At 64.6% G+C, this 20,254-nt stretch carries 18 protein-coding genes and 1 pseudogene; 8 read left to right on the forward strand and 11 right to left on the reverse strand.

Features of this window, described 5'->3' with window-relative positions:
• Positions 1 to 220: 220 nt before the first annotated feature.
• On the forward strand, positions 221 to 1,432 hold the full coding sequence (locus AYK61_RS19150) for an acetyl-CoA C-acetyltransferase (protein WP_121872908.1): 1,212 nt from the start codon (positions 221 to 223) through the stop codon (positions 1,430 to 1,432).
• Between the two features lie 9 nt (positions 1,433 to 1,441).
• A complete protein-coding gene (locus AYK61_RS19155) occupies positions 1,442 to 3,577 on the forward strand; it encodes a 3-hydroxyacyl-CoA dehydrogenase NAD-binding domain-containing protein (protein ID WP_121871983.1) in 2,136 nt (711 codons plus the stop codon).
• Positions 3,578 to 3,619: 42 nt separating this feature from the next.
• Here the strand turns inward: AYK61_RS19155 and AYK61_RS19160 are convergent, their stop codons facing one another.
• The 5 genes and pseudogenes from AYK61_RS19160 to fadD5 form a co-directional block, all read right to left on the reverse strand.
• A complete protein-coding gene (locus AYK61_RS19160; protein WP_183130358.1) occupies positions 3,620 to 4,291 on the reverse strand; it encodes a GntR family transcriptional regulator in 672 nt (223 codons plus the stop codon).
• A 12-nt stretch (positions 4,292 to 4,303) separates the two neighbouring features.
• Positions 4,304 to 5,476, reverse strand: a complete 1,173-nt coding sequence (locus AYK61_RS19165; RefSeq protein WP_121871984.1) for a cation:proton antiporter — start codon at positions 5,474 to 5,476, stop codon at positions 4,304 to 4,306.
• A gap of 19 nt (positions 5,477 to 5,495) precedes the next feature.
• Positions 5,496 to 5,978 (reverse strand): annotated as a pseudogene (locus tag AYK61_RS19170) (cation:proton antiporter regulatory subunit).
• A 47-nt stretch (positions 5,979 to 6,025) separates the two neighbouring features.
• Positions 6,026 to 6,340: an integration host factor, actinobacterial type gene (gene mihF / locus AYK61_RS19175; RefSeq protein ID WP_008712632.1), complete on the reverse strand. Its 315-nt coding sequence runs from the start codon at positions 6,338 to 6,340 to the stop codon at positions 6,026 to 6,028.
• A 247-nt stretch (positions 6,341 to 6,587) separates the two neighbouring features.
• Positions 6,588 to 8,144 carry a fatty-acid--CoA ligase FadD5 gene (gene fadD5, locus AYK61_RS19180; RefSeq protein ID WP_121871985.1) on the reverse strand — a complete coding sequence of 519 codons (1,557 nt, stop codon included), beginning with the start codon at positions 8,142 to 8,144 and terminating at the stop codon, positions 6,588 to 6,590.
• 188 nt (positions 8,145 to 8,332) lie between these two features.
• On the opposite strand from fadD5, the gene AYK61_RS19185 reads away from it, so the two are divergent.
• The 3 genes from AYK61_RS19185 to AYK61_RS19195 are packed head-to-tail and all read left to right on the forward strand — an operon-like array spanning position 8,333 to position 11,114.
• Positions 8,333 to 9,520, forward strand: coding sequence for a TetR/AcrR family transcriptional regulator (locus AYK61_RS19185; RefSeq protein WP_121871986.1), 1,188 nt, complete (start codon positions 8,333 to 8,335; stop codon positions 9,518 to 9,520).
• Between the two features lie 29 nt (positions 9,521 to 9,549).
• Positions 9,550 to 10,023: a DUF4334 domain-containing protein gene (locus tag AYK61_RS19190; protein ID WP_121871987.1), complete on the forward strand. Its 474-nt coding sequence runs from the start codon at positions 9,550 to 9,552 to the stop codon at positions 10,021 to 10,023.
• Positions 10,023 to 11,114: an NAD(P)-dependent alcohol dehydrogenase gene (locus AYK61_RS19195; RefSeq protein WP_121871988.1), complete on the forward strand. Its 1,092-nt coding sequence runs from the start codon at positions 10,023 to 10,025 to the stop codon at positions 11,112 to 11,114. Before AYK61_RS19190 ends, AYK61_RS19195 begins: the two co-directional genes overlap by 1 nt.
• Here AYK61_RS19195 and AYK61_RS19200 read toward each other — a convergent pair.
• Both AYK61_RS19200 and AYK61_RS19205 read right to left on the reverse strand, forming a co-directional pair.
• On the reverse strand, positions 11,089 to 12,009 hold the full coding sequence (locus tag AYK61_RS19200) for an oxygenase MpaB family protein (protein ID WP_121871989.1): 921 nt from the start codon (positions 12,007 to 12,009) through the stop codon (positions 11,089 to 11,091). The two genes, AYK61_RS19195 and AYK61_RS19200, sit on opposite strands and share 26 nt — an antisense overlap.
• Positions 12,010 to 12,011: 2 nt before the next feature.
• Positions 12,012 to 13,529: an aldehyde dehydrogenase family protein gene (locus AYK61_RS19205; RefSeq protein WP_374700565.1), complete on the reverse strand. Its 1,518-nt coding sequence runs from the start codon at positions 13,527 to 13,529 to the stop codon at positions 12,012 to 12,014.
• Positions 13,530 to 13,632: 103 nt separating this feature from the next.
• On the opposite strand from AYK61_RS19205, the gene AYK61_RS19210 reads away from it, so the two are divergent.
• Positions 13,633 to 14,775: an acyl-CoA dehydrogenase family protein gene (locus AYK61_RS19210; RefSeq protein ID WP_121871991.1), complete on the forward strand. Its 1,143-nt coding sequence runs from the start codon at positions 13,633 to 13,635 to the stop codon at positions 14,773 to 14,775.
• A 6-nt stretch (positions 14,776 to 14,781) separates the two neighbouring features.
• Positions 14,782 to 15,420: a GntR family transcriptional regulator gene (locus AYK61_RS19215; protein ID WP_237669133.1), complete on the forward strand. Its 639-nt coding sequence runs from the start codon at positions 14,782 to 14,784 to the stop codon at positions 15,418 to 15,420.
• A gap of 5 nt (positions 15,421 to 15,425) precedes the next feature.
• Here AYK61_RS19215 and AYK61_RS19220 read toward each other — a convergent pair whose 3' ends face one another.
• The gene (locus AYK61_RS19220; RefSeq protein WP_121872910.1) at positions 15,426 to 16,034 is read right to left on the reverse strand and encodes a TetR/AcrR family transcriptional regulator; all 609 of its coding nucleotides are present in this window, start codon (positions 16,032 to 16,034) and stop codon (positions 15,426 to 15,428) included.
• Positions 16,035 to 16,127: 93 nt separating this feature from the next.
• Here AYK61_RS19220 and AYK61_RS19225 point away from each other — a divergent pair, with 93 nt between their 5' ends.
• On the forward strand, positions 16,128 to 16,946 hold the full coding sequence (locus AYK61_RS19225; protein ID WP_121872911.1) for an oxygenase MpaB family protein: 819 nt from the start codon (positions 16,128 to 16,130) through the stop codon (positions 16,944 to 16,946).
• A gap of 8 nt (positions 16,947 to 16,954) precedes the next feature.
• Here AYK61_RS19225 and AYK61_RS19230 read toward each other — a convergent pair whose 3' ends face one another.
• The 3 genes from AYK61_RS19230 to AYK61_RS19240 are packed head-to-tail and all read right to left on the reverse strand — an operon-like array spanning position 16,955 to position 20,231.
• Complete coding sequence (locus tag AYK61_RS19230; RefSeq protein ID WP_121871993.1) at positions 16,955 to 19,321, reverse strand: FdhF/YdeP family oxidoreductase; 2,367 nt, start codon at positions 19,319 to 19,321, stop codon at positions 16,955 to 16,957.
• A gap of 48 nt (positions 19,322 to 19,369) precedes the next feature.
• Positions 19,370 to 19,630: an acyl-CoA-binding protein gene (locus tag AYK61_RS19235; RefSeq protein ID WP_032379982.1), complete on the reverse strand. Its 261-nt coding sequence runs from the start codon at positions 19,628 to 19,630 to the stop codon at positions 19,370 to 19,372.
• Positions 19,631 to 19,658: 28 nt separating this feature from the next.
• Positions 19,659 to 20,231, reverse strand: a complete 573-nt coding sequence (locus AYK61_RS19240; protein ID WP_121871994.1) for a TetR/AcrR family transcriptional regulator — start codon at positions 20,229 to 20,231, stop codon at positions 19,659 to 19,661.
• Between the last annotated feature and the right edge of the window lie 23 nt (positions 20,232 to 20,254).

Raw genomic sequence — 20,254 nt, forward strand, 5'->3', positions numbered from 1 at the left:
CCGCGCTCGGTAGATCTGATCTATCGGAGTGTCCCATGCCGACTTCGTTCAAACCTGAAACTCCGCGTCGGTCATGTAGAACGCTCGTTTCGGTCCTTATGTCGGATCCACCCGCGGCCCTACTGTGGCATGAGCTGAGGTCTGTCGTGGCCTCGCACCGATGCGGTCGGCCACCACTGCGACCGCGAGAAGAACGAGTATCTGGAAGGAACTGCGCGCTGTGACTACAGAGGCATTCATTTATGAAGCCATCAGGACTCCCCGAGGCAAGGGAAAGAACGGCTCCCTGCATTCGGTGAAGCCGATTTCCCTGGTGACGGGCCTGATCGACGAGCTTCGTCGACGTTTCCCCGACATGGACGAGAACCGGATCTCCGATCTCATCCTCGGAGTGGTCTCACCCGTCGGAGATCAGGGTGCCGATATCGCGCGCACGGCAGTGCTCGCAGCGAAGATGCCCGACACCGTCGGCGGCTTCCAGCTCAACCGCTTCTGCGCGTCCGGTCTCGAGGCCGTCAACCTGGCTGCACAGAAGGTGCGCTCGGGCTGGGACGAGCTCGTCATCGCCGGTGGCGTCGAGTCGATGTCGCGCGTGCCGATGGGCAGCGACGGCGGCGCGTGGGCCATGGACCCCGTCACCAACTACGACACCTACTTCGCCCCGCAGGGCATCGGTGCCGATCTCATCGCGACGATCGAGGGGTTCAGCCGCGAAGACGTCGACGCATACGCCGTCCAGTCCCAGGAGCGCGCCGCAGCGGCGTGGTCCGGTGGCTACTTCGCCAAGTCCGTCGTTCCGGTGACGGATCAGAACGGCCTTCTCATCCTCGATCAGGACGAGCACATGCGTCCGGGCACGACGGTCGAGTCCCTCGGCAAGCTGAACCCGGCCTTCACCGGTATCGCGGCCATGGGCGGATTCGACGACGTCGCGCTGCAGAAGTACCACTGGGTCGAGAAGATCGATCACGTGCACACCGGCGGCAACAGCTCCGGCATCGTCGACGGCGCAGCACTCGTCCTCGTCGGCAGCGAGCAGGCCGGCAAGGACCTGAACCTGGTGCCGAGGGCGCGCATCGTCGCGACCGCCACCAGTGGTGCCGACACGACCATCATGCTGACCGGGCCCACCCCGGCGTCGAAGAAGGTTCTCGCAACCGCGGGCCTGACCGTCGACGACATCGATCTTTTCGAGCTCAACGAGGCATTCGCCTCCGTCGTGCTGCGCTTCCAGAAGGATCTGAACATCCCGAACGAGAAGCTCAACGTCAACGGCGGTGCCATCGCCATGGGCCACCCGCTGGGAGCAACCGGAGCGATGATCACCGGCACCGTGCTCGACGAGCTCGAGCGCCGCGGCGGCCGGTACGCCTTGATCACCCTGTGCATCGGCGGCGGCATGGGCGTCGCCACCATCATCGAGCGAGTCTGAGGTATTACGATGTCTGACAACATGATTCAGTGGGACCAGGACGCCGACGGTATCGTCGTTCTGACGATGGACGACCCCAACCAGGGCGCCAACACGATGAACCAGCTGTACAAGGATTCGATGGGCGCGACGGTCGACCGCCTCGAGGCCGAGAAGGACAGCATCACCGGAGTCGTGCTGACCTCCGCCAAGAAGACGTTCTTCGCAGGCGGCGATCTGCACACTCTCATCGCCGCGCAGCCCGAGGACGCCCAGCGGGTGTTCGACGAGGTCCAGGAAGTCAAGAGCCAGCTGCGTCGGATCGAGAAGCTCGGTAAGCCCGTCGTGTCCGCCATCAACGGCGCTGCACTCGGCGGCGGACTCGAGATCGCCCTCGCGACGCATCACCGCATCGCGGCCGATGTTCCCGGTGTACAGATCGGTCTGCCCGAGGTCTCGCTGGGCCTGCTGCCCGGCGGCGGTGGCGTTGCCCGCATCACGCGACTGCTCGGTATCCAGACCGGCTTCATGACCGTCCTCGCCCAGGGCACCCGGTTCCGTCCGGCGAAGGCTCTCGAGATCGGTCTGATTCACGAGTTGGTCGGCAGCATCGACGAATTGGTGCCCACCGCCAAGGCGTGGATCAAGGCCAACCCCGAGGGTGGCGTCGCACCGTGGGACGTCAAGGGCTACAAGATCCCCGGCGGCACGCCGTCGAATCCGAAGCTGGCACAGATCCTGCCTGCGTTCCCGTCCAACCTGCGCAAGCAGATCAAGGGTGCACCGATGCCGGCTCCGCGTGCGATTCTCGCGGCTGCCGTCGAAGGTGCGCAGGTCGACTTCGACAACGCGTGCACCATCGAGTCGCGCTACTTCACCGAGCTGGTGACCGGCCTGGTGTCCAAGAACATGATTCAGGCGTTCTTCTTCGACCTGCAGGCGATCAACGCCGGCAAGTCCCGTCCCGACGGCATCGAGAAGACCACCTTCACCAAGGTTGCGGTTCTCGGCGCGGGCATGATGGGCGCGGGCATCGCGTACGTCTGCGCCAAGGCCGGAATCGACGTGGTGCTCAAGGACGTTGCCCTCGAGTCTGCGCAGAAGGGCAAGGCGTACTCCGAGGCCATCGAAGCCAAGGCGCTCTCGCGTGGCAAGACCACCCAGGAGAAGTCCGACGCTCTGCTCGCGCGTATCCACCCGACGGCCGATGCCAAGGACGTCGAAGGCGCAGACCTCGTCATCGAGGCCGTCTTCGAGTCGGAAGAGCTGAAGCAGAAGGTGTTCCAGGAGATCGAGGACCTCGTCGATCCGACGGCGCTGCTCGGATCCAACACCTCGACGCTGCCCATCACGAGCCTCGCTCAGGGCATCAAGCGTCAGGAAGACTTCATCGGAATCCACTTCTTCTCGCCCGTGGACAAGATGCCGCTGGTGGAGATCATCCGCGGCGAGAAGACGTCGGATGCGGCCTTGGCCAAGGCATTCGACCTGGTGCAGCTCATCAAGAAGACCCCGATCGTCGTCAACGACAGCCGTGGCTTCTTCACCTCACGTGTCATCGGCACCTTCATCAACGAGGCCATTGCGATGCTGGGCGAGGGCGTCGAGCCGTCGACCATCGAGCAGGCCGGTCTGCAGGCCGGTTACCCGGCTGCGCCGCTGCAGCTCTCGGACGAGCTCACGCTCAACCTGATGCAGAAGATCCGCAAGGAGACCTACGACGCGCTCATCGCCGCGGGTCAGACCCCTCCCGAGGATCCCGCCGGTGCCGTCATCGACAAGATGGTCGACGAGTTCGAGCGTCCGTCGAAGGCCAAGGGTGCGGGCTTCTACGAGTACGAGGACGGCAAGCGTGCCGGATTGTGGCCCGGCCTGCGTGATGCGTTCAAGTCGGGTTCGGCCGACATCCCGTTCGAGGACCTCAAGGAACGCATGCTGTTCATCGAGGCCATCGAGACGCAGAAGTGCTTCGACGAGGGTGTTCTGAACACCACCGCCGACGCCAACATCGGCTCGATCTTCGGTATCGGTTTTCCCGCCTGGACCGGAGGCGTGCACCAGTACGTCGTCGGCTACCCGGGAGGTCAGGCCGGATTCGTCACTCGAGCAGACGAGTTGGCGAAGAAGTACGGCGACCGCTTCCAGGTTCCCGCCTCGCTGCGCTGACCCCACGTGAGCGTTTTGCGTAGCTCCAGCTACGCAAAACGCTCACGAGGGCGAAGCCCGATGCGCGATCAACCTCTCGGCGCCGTCTGTGAATTGTTGCTTCATCAATTCGCAGGCGGCGTCGATGTCGTTTCGAACGAGTGACTCGATGAGTTCCTCGTGGTTGCGCACTGTCGCTCGGCCCCAGTCGCGGTCGGTGGCATAGAGGCGGGTGGGTGTGTAGCGGGTGGCGTTGTTGAGGAACCACGCCAGCTTCGCGGATTCGGCGAGTCGGTTGAGGACACGGTGGAACTCGAACTCGCAGTTCTCGACGTCCTCCGGCTTGCCGTTCTCGACGGCGATCGACAGTGCTGCGGTGAGTTCGGCGAGCCGGTCGAGCTCGGCCTCGGTGATCTTCGGCGCAGCTCGCCGAACCAGCTCGACGGCGATCCGCCCCTGCAGCCAGAAGATGTCGACGATGTCGTTCGGCGTCAGCGGCGAGACCTTGTATCCGCGATGCGGGACCAGCTCGACGATGCCCTCACCCCGCAGCGTCAGCAGTGCCTCGCGGACCGGAGTGACGCTCACTCCGAGTTCGGCGGCCGTCTCGTCGAGTCGGATGAAGTCTCCCGGACTCACTTCGCCGGACATGACGAGGTGCCGGACGTGGCTGGCCACCTCCTCCGACAGCTGCGGCCGTCGGCGCAGAACCGATGCTCGACGCTTGTCCACCATCCCGAAAGCCAATCACACGGCGGGCTTCGTGCGCAGGAGGACCTGCGCGACCGGTTCGACGACTCGGGCGGCAATGGGCCCCAGGATTGCCATCAGCAGCACGTATGCCGTCGCCAGGGCCGCCAGCTCGCCCTCCACCGCGCCTGCGGCCACGGCCAGCCCGGCGATGACGATGGAGAACTCGCCGCGTGCCACCAGCGCCGCGCCGGCACGCAGGCGTCCCGGTCGGCCGATGCCCTGACGCCGGGCCGCCCACCAACCCGTCGCGATCTTCGTGGCCGCGGTGGCGAATGCCAACACGACGGCCCAGCCCAGCACCGGTGGGATGGTCGCGGGGTCGGTGGCGAGTCCGAACACCACGAAGAACATCGCTGCGAACAGGTCGCGGAGGGGTTCGAGTACGCGGGTGGCGTTGGCGGCCGTCGAGCCGGAGATCGCGATGCCGAGCAGGAACGCGCCGACGGCGGCCGAGACCTGCAGTTCCGACGCGATGCCCGCCACCAGTAGGGCAGCGCCGAGGACGTTGAGCAACATGACCTCGCGGTCTTTGCTGTCGAGCAATGCGGACACCGAACTGCCGTAGCGCAGAGCGACGACCAGGACGATCGTGACGACCAGTAGAGATATCCCGAGAGCTTCGAGCCCGCCGAGGAAGCTGGCCCCCATCAGGACGGTGGTGAGGATGGGCAGGTAGACGGCCATCGCGAGGTCCTCGAACACCAGAATGGACAGCACGATGGGGGTTTCGCGGTTGCCGAGTCGGCCCAGGTCGGTGAGGACCTTGGCGATGATGCCCGAGGACGAGATGTAGGTGACACCGCCCATCACCAGCGCCCCGACGCCGCCCCAGCCGAGCAGTAGTGCGACGACTGCGCCCGGGGTGAAGTTCAGGACGATGTCGACCAGCCCGGCCATCCAGGAGCGGCGCAGTCCGGTGACGAGTTCGGTGGCGGTGTACTCGAGTCCGAGCAGGAGCAGCAGCAGGACGACGCCGATTTCGCTGGCGAGTTCACTGAACTCGTCGATGCCGCCGAGGGTGACGATGCCGCCGTTGCCGAAGGCGAGACCGGCGAGCAGATAGAACGGAATGGGGGAGACACCGAACTTGCCTGCAACGCGTGCCAGTAGGCCGAGGACGAAGAACACCGCTCCCAGTTCGGTGAGAGCGAGTGCAGTCTCGGCCACCGGTCAGTACCGACGATTGTCAGGCATTGCCGAGGATCCTGGCGGCTGCGTCGAGCCCATCGGCGGTTCCGACGGCGACCAGCAGATCGCCGGAGACGAGGGTGAAGCTCGGAGTGGGTGATGGTTGTACTTGGCCTGCACGCATCACTGCGACGATCTAGACGCCGGTCTTGGTGCGCATCCCGGTATCGCCGAGGGGGCGGCCGTCGTATCGCGAGCCCTCCCTGACGGGAAGCTGGCGAGTGTTGATTCCGGGGAGGTCACGATGCTCTTCCCCGAGCTGAGCGATGAGTTGCGGCGACCCGAGCAGATTGCCCAGGGCCGCCGCTTCCTCATTGCTCAACGTGATGGATTCCTGCGTCGCATCGGGGTCGTCCTTGCGCGAGACGATCAGCTCGTTCGCGCCGTCCTTGCGGGTGATGACGCCGATGCGACGCCCGGAAGCGAGGGCGAAATCCTTCCGCACCCCGATTCCCGGCAGCAGGGTCACTTCGACGTTCATGGTCGAAATGCTAGCCCTGCAGGCAACGCGTTATCGCAAGTTGTGAATCAGGATGCGACGGCAGCCAGGAGGGCTTCGCGCTGGTTTGCACCGAGGCCACCGATACGGCGGGTATCGGCGATGGACAGCTGCTCGAGCAGCTGTGCGGCGCGCACGGAACCAACACCCGGCAGGGCCTTGATCAGGGCGGACACCTTGGTCTTCTTGACGATCTCGTCGTTCTCCGCCTTGGCGAGAACGTCAGCGACGCTGAGTTCGCCGGACTTGACGGATGCGAGCAGCTTCGACCGCGCAGTGCGTGCCTCGGCCGCCTTGGCCAGCGCCGCGGTGCGCTGTTCCGGTGTCAATACTGGTAAAGCCATGGCCTGTTCTCCTCGATTGTGGTGACCCGTCGCTCGTTGACAGGTCTCGACCCTCTTGCATCGTGCCTGGTGGCTCTCCCAATCTAACCGAACAACACGACTGTCATTCCGGTCGAGCCACCGAACCTTCCCAGCCAGGCTACGTCCTATCCGATTCGGGGTGTGCCCCGACCAGCACTTCGGCCCCGTGTCGGCCCTCGAAGGGCGTCGTGTACCGGGCATGTCCGACGCCTCCCTGAGGCGTCTGTCAGGCAGGTGCAGGCGAGTAGGTCTTCCTGAGTGCGACCTTGACCACCTTGCCGCTCGCGTTGCGCGGGAGGGCGTCGACGACGACCAATTCCTTGGGGTGCTTGAACCGCGCGAGATGGTCGCCGAGCCACACGAGAAGCTCGTCGAGGGTCAGGTCGGGGGTGCCCGGCGAATCGTGCAGTGCCACCACCGCGACGGGCACCTCGCCCCATCTGTCGTCGGCGCGGCCGATCACTGCAGCCTCGAGGATTCTGGGATGGGAGAACAGGACGTTCTCGACTTCGGCGCAGTAGATGTTCTCGCCGCCGGAGATGATCATGTCCTTCTTGCGGTCGACGACGAACACGAAGCCTTCCTCGTCCTGGCGTACGAGGTCGCCCGAGTGGAACCAGCCGCCGTGGAATGCATCTGCCGTCGCGTCGGGGTTCTCCCAGTATTCGCGCATCAATGTGGGCCCTCGATAGACGATTTCGCCGATCTCGCCCTGCGCCACGTCGTTCATCTCGTCATCGACGACGCGTGCTGCGATGGTCGGGATGACGCGTCCGACGGAGCCGAGTTTGCGGAGGGCGTCGACGCCGTCGAGCACGCAGGTGATGGGCGACATCTCGGTCTGTCCGAAGACCGCGACGTTCATCGCACCCGGGAACGTTGCCGACATCGCGCGCAGGACGGTGTCGGATGCCGGGGCGGCACCCCAGGAAATGACCCGCAGGGCAAGTTCTCTCGGGTTGGCAGCCTGCTCGGCGCACATCGCCTGCCACTGCACGGGGACGAGGAAGAGGTTGGTGACACCCTCGGCGGCGAGTACGTCGAGCAGGGTGCCCGGATCGAATGCTCCGACCGGGTGGACGACGGTGGGAATGCCGAGCAGCAGGCTCGGCGCGAGGCTGCCGAGTGCGGCGATGTGGAACATCGGTGAGGCGCAGAAGCCGACCTCGTCGGTGGCGCTCATCTGCAGTGCCCGGATGCAGGTGAATGCCTGGGCCTGCATGTTCGCGTGCGTGAGCACAGCGCCCTTGGGTCTTCCGGTGGTGCCCGAGGTGTACATGATCAGTGCCGGGGCGTCGTCCGGAACGTCGACGGTGTACGCCGGCTCGACGGTGGACAGCAGCGCCTCGTAGGCGTCTCCGACGGTGATGATTTCGGTGAGTGAATCGCCTTGCGCTACAACTGCTTCGGCCAGCGGAGCGAGGGTCTCGTCGGTGATCACCAGGGTGGAGCCGCTGTTCTGTGCGAGAAACGCCACCTCCGGTGGAGTCATCCGGAAGTTCACCGGGACGGCGAGAGCGCCGAGCGCGTTGATCGCCAGTACCGCCTCGAGGTATTCGGGACGGTTGAGCATCACGATCAACACCCGGTCGCCGAATCCGATTCCGCGGCTGTGCAGAGCGCCCGCGAACCGCGACACGCGGTCGTCGAGTTCGCGCCAGCTGATCGATCGTCCCTGAAATCGAAGCGCCACCGCTTCGGGCTGCATGAGGGCGTGCCGTCGAACGTGGTTGTTCCAGTTGTTTCGGTTGGACAATCCGGGTTCGTTCGGGTGAGCGGCCATCGCCGGTTCCTCTCGTCAGCCGTATGAGCAGGGGATCGAATGTGATGCAGCCTACAGACTGTGTGCCGCTTTGTCCGGAACTCTGTCGACTACATTTCTGCAGGTCAGTGCTGTAGTAAGTTTGCGATCATTCGCATCGATGCGGCTACTGTGAGGATTCGAGACAACCGGTGGGGCAAGGGCAGGCAATGAGCGAGACAGGTACGACGGCGCAGCGGCGTCGGCCACGGAATCGAAAGGCGCAGATTCTGGTGGCCGCAGCCGAGGCCTTCAGCGAGCGCGGCTATCACCCCGTCGGAATCGAGGACATCGCCGCCACCGTCGGCATTTCCGGACCCGCGCTGTACCGGCACTTCCCCACCAAGTACTCCCTGTTCGTCGACACCGTCATGCGGATGACCGACTCCTTGGTCGCTGCAACCGATCCGGCCGTCATCGAGGTGGAGGACCCGCAGGCCCGGATCGACGCGGTCATCGGTGCCATCATCGCCACCACCATCGACAATCGCCGCACCGGTGGGTTGTATCGATGGGAGGGGCGCTATCTCGTCGGTTCGGACCGCGACTACCTACGCCGCGCGCTGCGAACGGTGCACGAGCGGGTGACGGTCCCGTTGCGGCAGCTGCGCCCCGATCTGTCCGAGGCGGATGCCGCACTGCTGGCCACGGCGTCGATCAGTGCCGTCGCCAGCATCACCGCGCATCGATCGGCGTTGTCGGCCAAACAGATCGAGGAGTCGATGCTTGCTGCGGCACGGTCGGTACTGCGGACCGATCTTCCGCAGCAAGGCAGTGCATCTCCCCACCGCGAAGCCGTGCTGGAGCACGCATCGAAACGCGAAGAGCTGCTGCACCATTCGATTCGCCTGTTCTATCTGCACGGCTACCACGAGGTGGGCCTGGACGACATCGGCGCAGCAGCGTCGATCACCGCCTCCAGCGTGTACCGCTACTTCCCCAGCAAGGCCGAGTTGCTCGAGGCCGCGTTGCATCGCGCCAACGCCCAGCTCACCGACACCCTCGCCGGTGCGCTCGAGCAATCGAACTCCCCGGTGGACGCGGTGCGGACCTTCGCGAGGCTGTACACCGAATTGACCTTCCGGCAGGGCGAACTCGTGGCCGTGTACTTCGCCGAGATCGGAAATCTACCGGCCGATCGGCGGTCCACACTGCGCCGGATCCAGCGCCACAACATCGACGGCTGGGCGCAGCTACTGCGTGAGGCGCGGCCGAACACGAGCGTGGTGGTCTCGAAATTTCTGATCCACGCCGCTCTCGGGTTGGTCTTCGACGTCGGTCGCACGGTGCGGTTCGAGCGCTCCGACCGAACCATGGCCCGGGTGCAGCAGACGATGACAGCGGTACTCCTGGGATGAATCCACTCGACGTGAAACGGAGAACAACGATGTCCGAGAACCGAACGATCGCGCGCGCAAACGAATTGCTCGCACAGCAATCGGGTGTCCTGGCCAGTGAACTGGACGAACTCTGGTCGCAGCTCGCCCCCGTACGCGCCGAGGACATCCTCGGAAGCTGGACCGGTGCCGCCTTCCAGACCGGCCACGGACTGTGCCGGGCACTGCCCGCCAGCAAGTGGCACGGTAAGAACTTCGTCTCCGTGACCGAGGCGCAACCGTTGATCTGCCGCGCCGATGACGGCTCGCTGTTCTCCAACGTCGAGATGGGGTCCGGGGAAGCCTCGCTGTGGAACATCGAGTTCCGCGGCGAGGTGACCGCCACGATGGTGTACGACGGCAAAGCCGTTTTCGATCACTTCAAGCAGATCGACGACCGCAGGCTGATGGGCATCATGAACGGCAAACCGGAGCTGGTGCTCTCTCGCGGCGAGCACTTCTACTTCGTGTTGGAGCGAGACTGATGGTCGCTGCGCGGGCACTGCTCTCGCGTGATCCTGCCGACTCGTTCACCGTCGAGAACATCGACATCGACGAACCCCGCGAGAACGAGATCCTGGTCCGGATGAAGGCGACGGGGATCTGCCATACCGATCTCGTTGCGCGACGGGCAGGTTCGGCCCAGCGGCCAGTACTGCTCGGGCACGAGGGCGCAGGCGTGGTCGAGTCGGTGGGCCGGTCCGTCCACGGAATCGATCCCGGCGACCATGTGGTGCTGACGTTCCGGCACTGCGGTGTGTGCGGCAATTGCAGGCAGGGACGGCCCGCCTACTGCGTGGACGGCCACGCTCTCAACCAGTTCGGTGCACGCGCGGACGGCACGTCCCGCGTCACGAGCGCGGGTGCTCCGGTGCTCGACGGATTCTTCGGACAGTCGAGTTTCTCCGAGTTCGCGCTGACCCGTCAGGACAACACCGTCGTCGTCGATCGGGATATCGACTTCGCCGTCGCAGCTCCGCTCGGGTGCAGCGTGCAGACAGGCACCGGTGCGGTGCTGAACGTCCTGAAGCCCCGGTCCGGGGACACCGTGGTGGTGCACGGAGCGGGTGGGGTGGGGATGGCGGCAGTGCTCGCGGCGATCACGAGCGGTGCCCGCGTGATCGCGGTGGAACGATCGAGCGCCAGAAGGGAATTGGCGTCGAGTCTCGGTGCGCACGCAGTCATCGATCCCGAGTCGGAGGATGCGGCAGCTGCGCTACTGGACGCGACCGACGGAGGCGCTACGCATGCACTCGACACCACCGGCAACGCCGAGGTGATCCGCGACGCGATGGCCGCTCTAGGCAAGGGCGGCACGCTGGCGATCGTGGCCCTCGGCCGCGGTGTGTTGCAGCTGGATCTGCTGGATACGGTGTTGAGCGGTAGGGGTATTCGCGGATGCCTCGAGGGCGACGCCGTCCCGCAGCAGTTCATCCCGACGCTCGCCGAGATGTACTCCGCGGGGGCGCTCCCCGTCGATGCGCTGATCACCCGCTATCCGTACGACCGGATCGACTCCGCGCTCGGCGACCACCGCCGCGGAGACACCGTCAAGCCGGTGCTGGAGTGGCCTTGATCGGTGCTGCCGAATCGGCGGTGTACGGGCACGCCGCAGCGCCCAGATCCCGAGGGCTGTAGCCGACGGGATAGCCGGGGTAGGTCTTGTTGGACGCGTCCGCGGTGGCCCGCGAGTGCGTCCGCTTGGGTAGGAACCGCTCCACGCGGGCCCTGGCGCGCAGAGCCCGCACGGCCACCCGCTCGACCGTCGGTGAGCCTGCGGGGAAGCCGAAGGCGCCGGCCATCCGGTCGTCCAACAGTGCGAACACCGCCTGCTTCACGGCGGGGGTCAGCGCAGCGGGGTACCAGGTGCAGTACAGATCGAGGGTGTACGTGCCGATGCGTCGATTGTCTTCGGTGAACCGGAACGTTCGCTCCTCGTAGTCGAGCTTGAACTGCGCGAACTCGGTGTACGACTCGGGAATGTTCTTGATGCCCATCCGCTTTCCCACTTCGCGGTAGAAGTGGAACGTCGCGAGTCTCTCCTTGGGGTGCAGGCGACGCCATCCGTAGGTGTCGATCCACTCGATCGGCTCGTAGATGAACGTCGTCAACACGTAGAGCATGTCGTCGTTCGAGATGTCGTACTGACCGTGCATTCGGTTGACCATCCGAAGCGATTCACGTCCCCGCTCGGAGTCGTATCCGTGCTCGAGCAGTTCGGCCATCAGCAGCGAGGTGTCGTCGTAGCGTTTCTGCGGTCGGTTCTCGAATTCGCCGGTCTTGACCAACAGTGCCGAGATGGTCGGCACGCAGTAGGTACGGAACAATGCGAATTCGAGCGAACGCTGGTAGTCCCAAGGGAACTCGTAGCCGGCCGTGATGCGGTGGATCGTGTGACAATCCCGCACCGGGTCGAGTTCCTCGATGCGCCGGAGCCAGCCGAAGCGCCCCTTCTTCGGCGTGATGTCCATCTTCAGCCCCGTCCGTGTCGAAGCTTCAGTGCCAGCACGGAAAGCTTCATGTTTCGTGCCTTACGCTTCATCGTCAGCAGATTGATCGGAGCTGCGAAACTCTGCACGGTCAAGGATTTGACGGTGCTGAATTCGCGTAGGCCGTCGGCCCCGTGGATGCGCCCGAATCCCGAGTCGCCCGTTCCGCCGAACGGCAGCGCCGGAACACCGGCGAAGCCGAGCACCGAATTGACGGTCACGACACCACAATCGAGCTTCTCGGCGGCGCGCCTGCCCACCGCTCCGTCCTGGGTGAAGACCGATGCGCCGAGTCCGTACTTGGACGCGTTGGCCCGTTCGATGGCCTCGTCCAGATCGCGCACCTTGTTGACCACCACGGTCGGACCGAAGGTCTCCTCGGTGATCGCCGTCGAATCCTCGGGTACGTCGGTGAGAACTACCGGGTCGATGTACGGCCCGTGCAGCGAGTCGAGTCCGCCGACCACGGCCTTGCCGCCCTTGGCCAGAGCGTCCTCGATCTGGCCTCGCACGATGTCGCTCTGCTTGCCCAGTGTCATCGGACCGTAGGACGAGGTCTTCGTTCCGCCGGGCTTCAGTGCCTTCACCGCGGCCGTGAATTCACCGACGAATCGGTCGTACACCGGAGCCGCGACGTAGATGCGTTCGACGCCCGCGCAGGTCTGCCCGGCGTTGCCCATCGCTCCGAACGTCGCGAATTCCACTGCGGCAGTGATGTCCGCGTCTGCGTCGACGAGCATCGCGTCCTTCCCGCCGCACTCGGCGACGAGCGGGGTCAGCGACTTCGCGCAGGTGGCCATGACCTTCTTGGCCGTGGCGGTGGAGCCGGTGAACGCGATCTTGTCGACGCCGGATTCGACGAGGGCGGTGCCGGTGGATCCGTCGCCGGTGATCGTCTGGAACACCGGGTGCGGAGCGGCCAGTGACTGCCACTTCTCGGCGAGCCAGGTCCCGACGCCCGGCGTCAGTTCGCTCGGTTTGAACACGACGGTGTTGCCTGCCGCGAGGGCGTACGCGATGGAACCCATCGGTGTGTAGAGCGGGTAGTTCCAGGGGCCGATGACTCCGACGACGCCGAACGGGCGGTAGCCGACGTAGGCCTTCTGATTCACGGCGAGCAGGCCCGATCCGACTTTGCGCTGCCGCAGAATCTTCTCGGCGCTGCGGGCCGCCCAGTCGAGGTGTTCGACGCCCAGCATGACCTCGAGCAGGGAGTCCTCGTCGGGCTTGCCGGTTTCGGCGGCGATGACGGTAGCGAGGCTCGCGGCGTCCTTGGCGATGGCGGACTTGAATTCGAGCAGCCATCGTTTGCGTCCGACGAAGCCCTGCACGTCCCACCATCGCGCGGCCGAACGGGCGCGAGCGACGGCGACGTCGACCTCCGCGGTGCCCGCGATCGGATACGTGGCGAGTGCGACACCTGTTCTCGGGTCGAGGCTTTCGAAGGTGCTCTCGTTCGTTCGTTCGATCTGGTCCGTCACGGGCTCTATCCTCCAGCAGATCGCATCACATATATTTGATGTGATTCAATGTTGTCCAGGACACACTATGCGTCCGATTCGGTTGCTACAACCCCCGTCGGCCCCGATGTGCAGGAGTAGATCCATGAGTATCGATCTCACCCAGGAACAGACCGCATTCGCGCAGGCGGTCGCGTCCTTCTGTGCCAAGGAAGCGGGCACCAGGTCCCAACGGGACGCGCTCACCGAACACGGGAAGCACACTCACAACCAGGCGCTCTACGACAAGATGGCCGAGCTGGGCTGGTTGGGCGCGATCATCTCCGAGGAACATGGTGGGGCGGGCGGCAGCACCGTCGACCTGTGCATCCTGCTCGAAGAATCCGCCAAGGCCATGGCTCCCATCGGCGGCATCGGGCCCACCTTGATCACCGGCGCGGCGTACGAGAAGTTCGGCACACCCGCACAGAAGGACACCGTTCTCGGCGGCATCGTCGCCGGGCGTAGCTATTCGATCTCGATGTCCGAGCCCGAGGCCGGCTCGGATGTGGGAAATCTGAGCTGCCGCGCCGAGAAGACCGACTCCGGCTGGCTGATCAACGGACAGAAGACCTGGTGCTCCAACGCGCATTTCGCCGATCGGATCCTGCTCGTGGCACGCACCGGCAAAGAGGGTGGGAAGCACGAGGGTCTGACGATGTTCGACGTTCCGGCCGATGTCGAGGGCCTGAACATCATCGGCATCGACACAATGGGCGGCAAGGAAGTCAACGACCTGTACTTCACCGATTGCGTGCTTCCCGAGGACGCAGTGGTCGGGGTGGAAGGGCAGGGATGGTCTCAGCTGATGACCGGTCTGAACATCGAGCGCCTCATACTCGCGGCGATGATGCTCGGCACTGCTCAACGAGCGTTCGACGACACACTCGACTTCATCACCCAGCGTAAGCAATTCGGACGGCCCGTCGGGACGTTCCAAGCACTGCGACATCGAATTGCCGATCTGGCCACCGAGATCGAGTGTGGACGGCTGCTGGTCTACCACGTGGCTCGGTTGGTCGACGAGAACCCGACGAAGCTCTTCCCACGCGAGGCGTCGATGGCCAAGCTCAAGCTCACCGAGACCGCGAAGAAGGTGGCACTCGAGGGTATGCAGATGATGGGCGGCTACGGCTACGCCACGGAGTTCGACATGGAAAAGCATGTCCGGACGACTCTCGTGTCCTCGATCTACGGCGGTACCAACGAGATTCAGCGTGACATCATCGGCAAGACGTACGGACTCTAGGTCATCGTGTTGCGTCGTCGCCCGCAGCTCTCGGAGGATGTCGCCGCAAGTATTCGCCAGCAGATCGTCACGGGTGCGCTCGAGCCGGGTGCATTCGTGCGCATCGACGAAACGGCCACCGAACTGGGTGTGAGCGCGACACCGGTGCGTGAAGCGCTGGTGTCTCTCCGCGGTGAGGGGCTGGTGGAGCTGGTACCGCGGCGCGGCTACCGCGTCAGCGAACTGACCCAGCAGGACATCGACGACATCTTCTGGTTGCAGGGCACGATTGCGGGCACACTGGCTCGCCGCGCGGCCCACGTCATCACCGACGAACAGATAGACGCGATGCGTGCATTGAACGACCGACTACGTGATGCGGTGTTCCGATGCGACCTCGACGGCATCGAATCCTGTGAGTTCGCATTCCACAGATACATCAACAAAGTCGCCGGTGGGACCAAGCTGGCATGGTTTCTGTTGGGTGCCGTCAGATACACGCCTGCCCGGCTGTACGCGTCGAACCGGCAGTGGTGCGAGCATGCGCTCAGCAGCCACGAGGAATTGATCGAGGCATTTCGTCGACGGGACGCCGACGGTGTCGCGGACCTGATGTGCATGCAGTTCCTCGTCGGTGCGACATTGGTGCATGGGCTGCACGGGTGAGGCGGTTACATGGGTGAGGCGGCCAACAGCAGTTCGGTGCAGCGGTCGACGATGGTCTCCTCGCTCAGTTCCAGTTCTCCGCCGAGCCACGCGGTGAGGACCTGAGCGAACCCGCCGACGACGAAATGGCTTGTCAGATCGAGATTGTGGTCTCTCGTGGTGCCGTAGAACTCGGTGGCCTGAGTCGCCAGCAGGTGGGCGAACATCTTGGTCGACTCGGCCCGTTTGGCCACCAGGATGTCTCCGACCGTCGTGGCGGAGAAGAGGAGGAACCCGCGGCGCGGGTCTTCTGCGACAGCGCGCACGATCGCACGGATCCCGGCGCGTACCCGTTCGCGGTCGTCCTTCGGTGCTGCCGCGACCGCGTCGAGCGCGATGGCTGCGACATCGTCGACGACGTGGTCGTACACCGCCTCCATCAGCGCGTCCCGGTCTGCGAAGCTCTCGTAGAAGTAGCGGCTGACGACGCCGGCCCGGCGGCATACCCCGCGAACGGTCAAGTCGGGCTTCGCGGTTCCGAGTAGATCGAGGCCGGCCTCGACGAGAGTGCGACGACGCTCGGCGATTCGAGCCGAGCCGTCGACGCCTCCGTAGGTGCGGGGTGAATCGGGCATGATCACATCTTGACATCTCTCGGCATCCCCGCCTAACGTCATCTGAATACGCACGTACTCAGATGCTCGACGGTGGAAGGAACCAACCGAATCATGAGCGCCGACAACGACTTTCTACGCAAGTCCATGACCGGGCTGGGGCTGCTCGCCGGTTCGGCGAACGTCATCATGCAACTCGGACACCCGGCCGTCGGGTACGGGGTGTTCGAGAGCCGTGTCGAATCCGGGCAGATCAACCGGCACCCGATCAAGCGCACCCGAACCACGTTGTCCTACCTCGCCGTGGCGGGTATGGGAGACGACAGGACCAAGGCCGCATACCGCAAGGCGACCAACAGATCTCATGCAGCCGTACGGTCGACGGTCGACAGTCCGGTGAAGTACAACGCCTTCGATCCCAACCTGCAGCTGTGGGTGGCGGCGTGCCTCTACCGAGGTTTCGAGGATGTGTACGTTGCGCTGTACGGGCCACCCGATCCGGCCGTCGCGGACGAGATGTACCAGGCGTGTCACGTGCTCGGCTCGACATTGCAGATGCCACGCGAGATGTGGCCCGCAGATCGAGCAGCCTTCGAGAAGTACTGGGACGCAGCGCTGGACGACATTCACATCGACCCGACGATCAGGCGCTACCTGTACGGCATCGCGTCGGCCACGTTTGCCAGACCCGCAGCACTGCATCCGCTGATCGGGCCGTTCTTCCGCTTCGTGACCACCGGATTCCTACCCCAGCGATTCCGGGACGAGATGGAACTGCCCTGGGATCCGGTCAAGCAGAGACGGTTTGCGCTACTGCTGCGCAGCGCGGCCCTGCTCAACCGGATATCGCCGCCTGTGGTGCGAGCACTGCCGTTCAACATCCTGCTGCGCGATGTCCAGCGTCGGATGCGTTCCGGGCGGGCTCTGGTCTGACTAGATCCTCAGCTCAGATGATGCGGCTGCGGGTGCGACTTGTGGCCCTCGTCCGATCCCTCGTTGTCCTGATGGCCGTTCGCCGTTCCCTGCACGCCCGTCCCGGCCGGAACCATCGAGATGATCACCGACTTCGAGGTGGGGCAGTTGCTCTGCAGCGCAGTCGAATCCAGCGGGATCAACGGATTGGTCTCGGGGTAGTACGCAGCAGCCGACCCGCGCGGGGTGTCGTACTCGACGATGCGGAACGACGGCGCGCACCGTTCCACGTCGTCGTCGTCCCACTTGGTGACGAGATCGACCATGTCGCCGTCGCGGAAGCCGAGAGTCGAGATGTCCTCTCGGTGCACGAAGATGACGCGTCGGCCGTTCTCGATGCCGCGGTAGCGATCGCTGAGGCCGTAGATGGTCGTGTTGAACTGATCGTGGCTACGCAGGGTCTGCAGAATCAGATGGCACGGCGGAACCTGCAGCACGTCGATCGGTGATACTGCGAATTCGCCTCGGCCGCTCTTGGTTTCGAACGTCCGACTGTCGCGGGGTGGATGCGGGAGCACGAACCCGCCGGGGCGTCGAACATTGACCTCGTAGCCCTCGCATCCGGCGACGACGCGGGAGATGTGCTTGCGAATGTTGCGGTAATCGTCGCGGAAGCCCTTCCAGTCGAGACCGTAGCGATCCCCGAGGGTGGCCTCGGCGATACCGCTGACGATGGCGACCTCCGAACGGAGGAACTCGCTCGCAGGCTTCAGCGGACCGCGTGAGGAGTGCACCGAGCAGGTGGAGTCCTCGACCGAAATCCATTGCTCGCCACTGGCTTGCACGTCCTTCTCGGTGCGGCCAAGGGTCGGCAGAATCAGTGCGGTCTCGCCGCACACCAGGTGTGAGCGATTGATCTTGGTGGAGATCTGCACCGTCATCCGCATCGACCGCAGCGCCAGGAAGGTGACGTCACTGTCCGGTGTGGCCTGGACGAAGTTCCCGCCGAGGCCGAGAAAGAAGTGCGCCTTGCCGTCGCGCATGGCTCGGATGGAATCGACGGTGTCCAAGCCGTGTTCGCGCGGTGGCTCGAAGTCGAACTCCGCCGCCATCGCGTCGAGGAACTTCACCGGAGGGCGCTCCCAGATGCCCATGGTGCGGTCGCCCTGGACGTTGGAATGACCACGGACCGGCAGGAGACCGGCTCCTGCCTTGCCGATATTGCCTTGCGCGAACGCGAGATTGGTGACTTCCTTGATGGTGGCGACGGCATTGCGGTGCTGCGTCAGGCCCATTGCCCAGCAGAAGACCGTTGCCTTGGAGTCGCGCAGCATCTCGGCGGCCTCGGTGATCTGCGCTACCGACAGTCCGGTCACCTCGGTGACGAGATCCCAGTCGACTTCGGCGACATGCGCTTTCCACGCGTCGAAACCGACGGTGTAGTTGTCGAGGAACTCGTGATCGAGCGCGTCCCACTTCACCAGCAGGGAACCGAGCGCCTGGAACAGTGCGAGGTCGCCGTTGAGCTTGATCGGCAGATGCAGATCCGACAGGTCCGTTCCCGGTCCCACCATGCCGCGCGGGGTCTGCGGGTTCTTGAAATTGAGCAGACCCGCTTCGCGAAGTGGGTTGATGGACAGGATCTTTGCGCCGTTCTGCTTCGCCAGCTCGAGGGCCGAGAGCATGCGCGGGTGATTGGTGCCGGGATTCTGGCCGGCCAGGATGATCAGTTCGGCGTTGTGGACGTCATCGAGGGTGACACTGGCCTTGCCGATGCCGATCGACTCCTGCAGCGCGATGGACGTCGACTCGTGACACATGTTGGAACAGTCGGGCATGTTGTTGGTGCCGAATGCCCGGGCGAAGAGCTGGTAGGTGAACGCGGACTCGTTCGAGGCGCGGCCCGAGGTGTAGAAGATGGCCTCGTCCGGACTGGCGAGCGACTTCAGCTCGTCGCCGATCAGGCGGAACGCGTCGTCCCACTCGATGGGCTCGTAGTGAGTGCCGCCAGGCAGCTTGATCATCGGATGCGTGATGCGGCCCTGCTGGCCGAGCCAATGCTCGGTGTGACCGTCGAGCTCGGCAATGCTGTGCTGCGCGAAGAACTCCGGCGTCGCACGCGTCGTCGTCGCCTCCTCGGCAACGGCCTTCGCGCCGTTCTCGCAGAATTCCGCTGCATGCCGATGGCCCGGATCCGGGTCGGGCCAGGCGCAGCTCATGCAGTCGAAACCCTCGGCCTGGTTGAGCTTGAGGAGCGTCTGCGCGGTGCGCTTCGGGCCCATGTGCCCGAGTGCTCGCTTCATCGACACTGCGACGGCGACGGGGCCTGCCGCGTGGGTCTTCGGCTTCTCGATATCGAGCTCGGCCTCGTCGACGTCGGTGTCGGTGCGTCTCATGCGGGTCCCTTCGTTGCGTTACCCCCGCACTCGACCATAGCCGTAGGCTCAGCCGGCGAGGAGCTTGGTCACCAGATCCACGTACTGCTGCTTCGCCGAATCCTGGCTCGTACCTTCGAGCTTCGCCCAGGCATCGAACTTTGCGCGGTTCACCATGTCCAGTCGTCCCGGCCGCTTACCCGAGGCGTCACCGATCGAACCCTGCTTGTAGAGCGAGTACAGGCTCAGTAGGTCGTCGTTGCTCGGCTTGGACGTGAGCTTCTTGACGTCTACCTGCGCGTCGGCGAACGACTGGTCGAGATCGGACATGAAAGAACTCCTTCGATTAGAGGTGGTGTCATCCTCGCATGGAGGCTTCGGAAATCAGCCGAATGCAGTGCGCCACGAGGGCTTCGCGGGCGACGGTGACGGTGCCGTCGAGATAGCCGATGAACAGGGCGGTCAGTGCCCCGACGGTTCCGACGGCGATCAGCTGTCGGTCGGCGGAGTCGGGAAGCTGCGAATGCACCAGCTCGACGAAGCCCGGCAGCAGGTCGAGTCCGCGGCGGCTGAGCGCCGGTTCGGCCAACGGTGCGATGAGCAGCACCCGTCCCGTTCGCGGTTCGTCGATGATGAGTTCGACGAATGCGCGTACCGGCGCGGAGATGGTGTCCTCGGCGGTGGTCGCCTGCATGACGGCGTCGAGCAAGGTGCTCTGCGCTCTCGTGCCCACCCATGCGTACACCGCCCGGACGAAGGTGTCGCGGTCGGAGAAGCTCTCGTAGAAATACCGCTCGGTCAGTCCGGCGGTACGGCAGACGGCGCGCACGTTGACGGCCGGTCCGTCCGGGGAGCCGAGGAGCTCGACCCCGGCCGCGAGCAACGCGTCGTACCGCTTGGATCTGCGTTCCTCCAACTGTTGACTACGCATGTTGTCAACCCTAGTCTGACAAC

The organism is Rhodococcus sp. SBT000017 (assembly GCF_003688915.1).
Taxonomy (GTDB): Bacteria; Actinomycetota; Actinomycetes; order Mycobacteriales; family Mycobacteriaceae; genus Rhodococcoides.

Coding starts and splice junctions, on each gene's coding strand:
- AYK61_RS19155 (WP_121871983.1), top strand. CDS start 1,442: ATGTCTGACAACATGATTCAGTGGGACCAGGACGCCGACGGTATCGTC.
- AYK61_RS19160 (WP_183130358.1), bottom strand. CDS start 4,291: ATGGTGGACAAGCGTCGAGCATCGGTTCTGCGCCGACGGCCGCAGCTG.
- mihF (WP_008712632.1), bottom strand. CDS start 6,340: ATGGCTTTACCAGTATTGACACCGGAACAGCGCACCGCGGCGCTGGCC.
- fadD5 (WP_121871985.1), bottom strand. CDS start 8,144: ATGGCCGCTCACCCGAACGAACCCGGATTGTCCAACCGAAACAACTGG.
- AYK61_RS19185 (WP_121871986.1), top strand. CDS start 8,333: ATGAGCGAGACAGGTACGACGGCGCAGCGGCGTCGGCCACGGAATCGA.
- AYK61_RS19190 (WP_121871987.1), top strand. CDS start 9,550: ATGTCCGAGAACCGAACGATCGCGCGCGCAAACGAATTGCTCGCACAG.
- AYK61_RS19195 (WP_121871988.1), top strand. CDS start 10,023: ATGGTCGCTGCGCGGGCACTGCTCTCGCGTGATCCTGCCGACTCGTTC.
- AYK61_RS19200 (WP_121871989.1), bottom strand. CDS start 12,009: ATGGACATCACGCCGAAGAAGGGGCGCTTCGGCTGGCTCCGGCGCATC.
- AYK61_RS19210 (WP_121871991.1), top strand. CDS start 13,633: ATGAGTATCGATCTCACCCAGGAACAGACCGCATTCGCGCAGGCGGTC.
- AYK61_RS19220 (WP_121872910.1), bottom strand. CDS start 16,034: ATGCCCGATTCACCCCGCACCTACGGAGGCGTCGACGGCTCGGCTCGA.
- AYK61_RS19225 (WP_121872911.1), top strand. CDS start 16,128: ATGAGCGCCGACAACGACTTTCTACGCAAGTCCATGACCGGGCTGGGG.
- AYK61_RS19230 (WP_121871993.1), bottom strand. CDS start 19,321: ATGAGACGCACCGACACCGACGTCGACGAGGCCGAGCTCGATATCGAG.
- AYK61_RS19235 (WP_032379982.1), bottom strand. CDS start 19,630: ATGTCCGATCTCGACCAGTCGTTCGCCGACGCGCAGGTAGACGTCAAG.
- AYK61_RS19240 (WP_121871994.1), bottom strand. CDS start 20,231: ATGCGTAGTCAACAGTTGGAGGAACGCAGATCCAAGCGGTACGACGCG.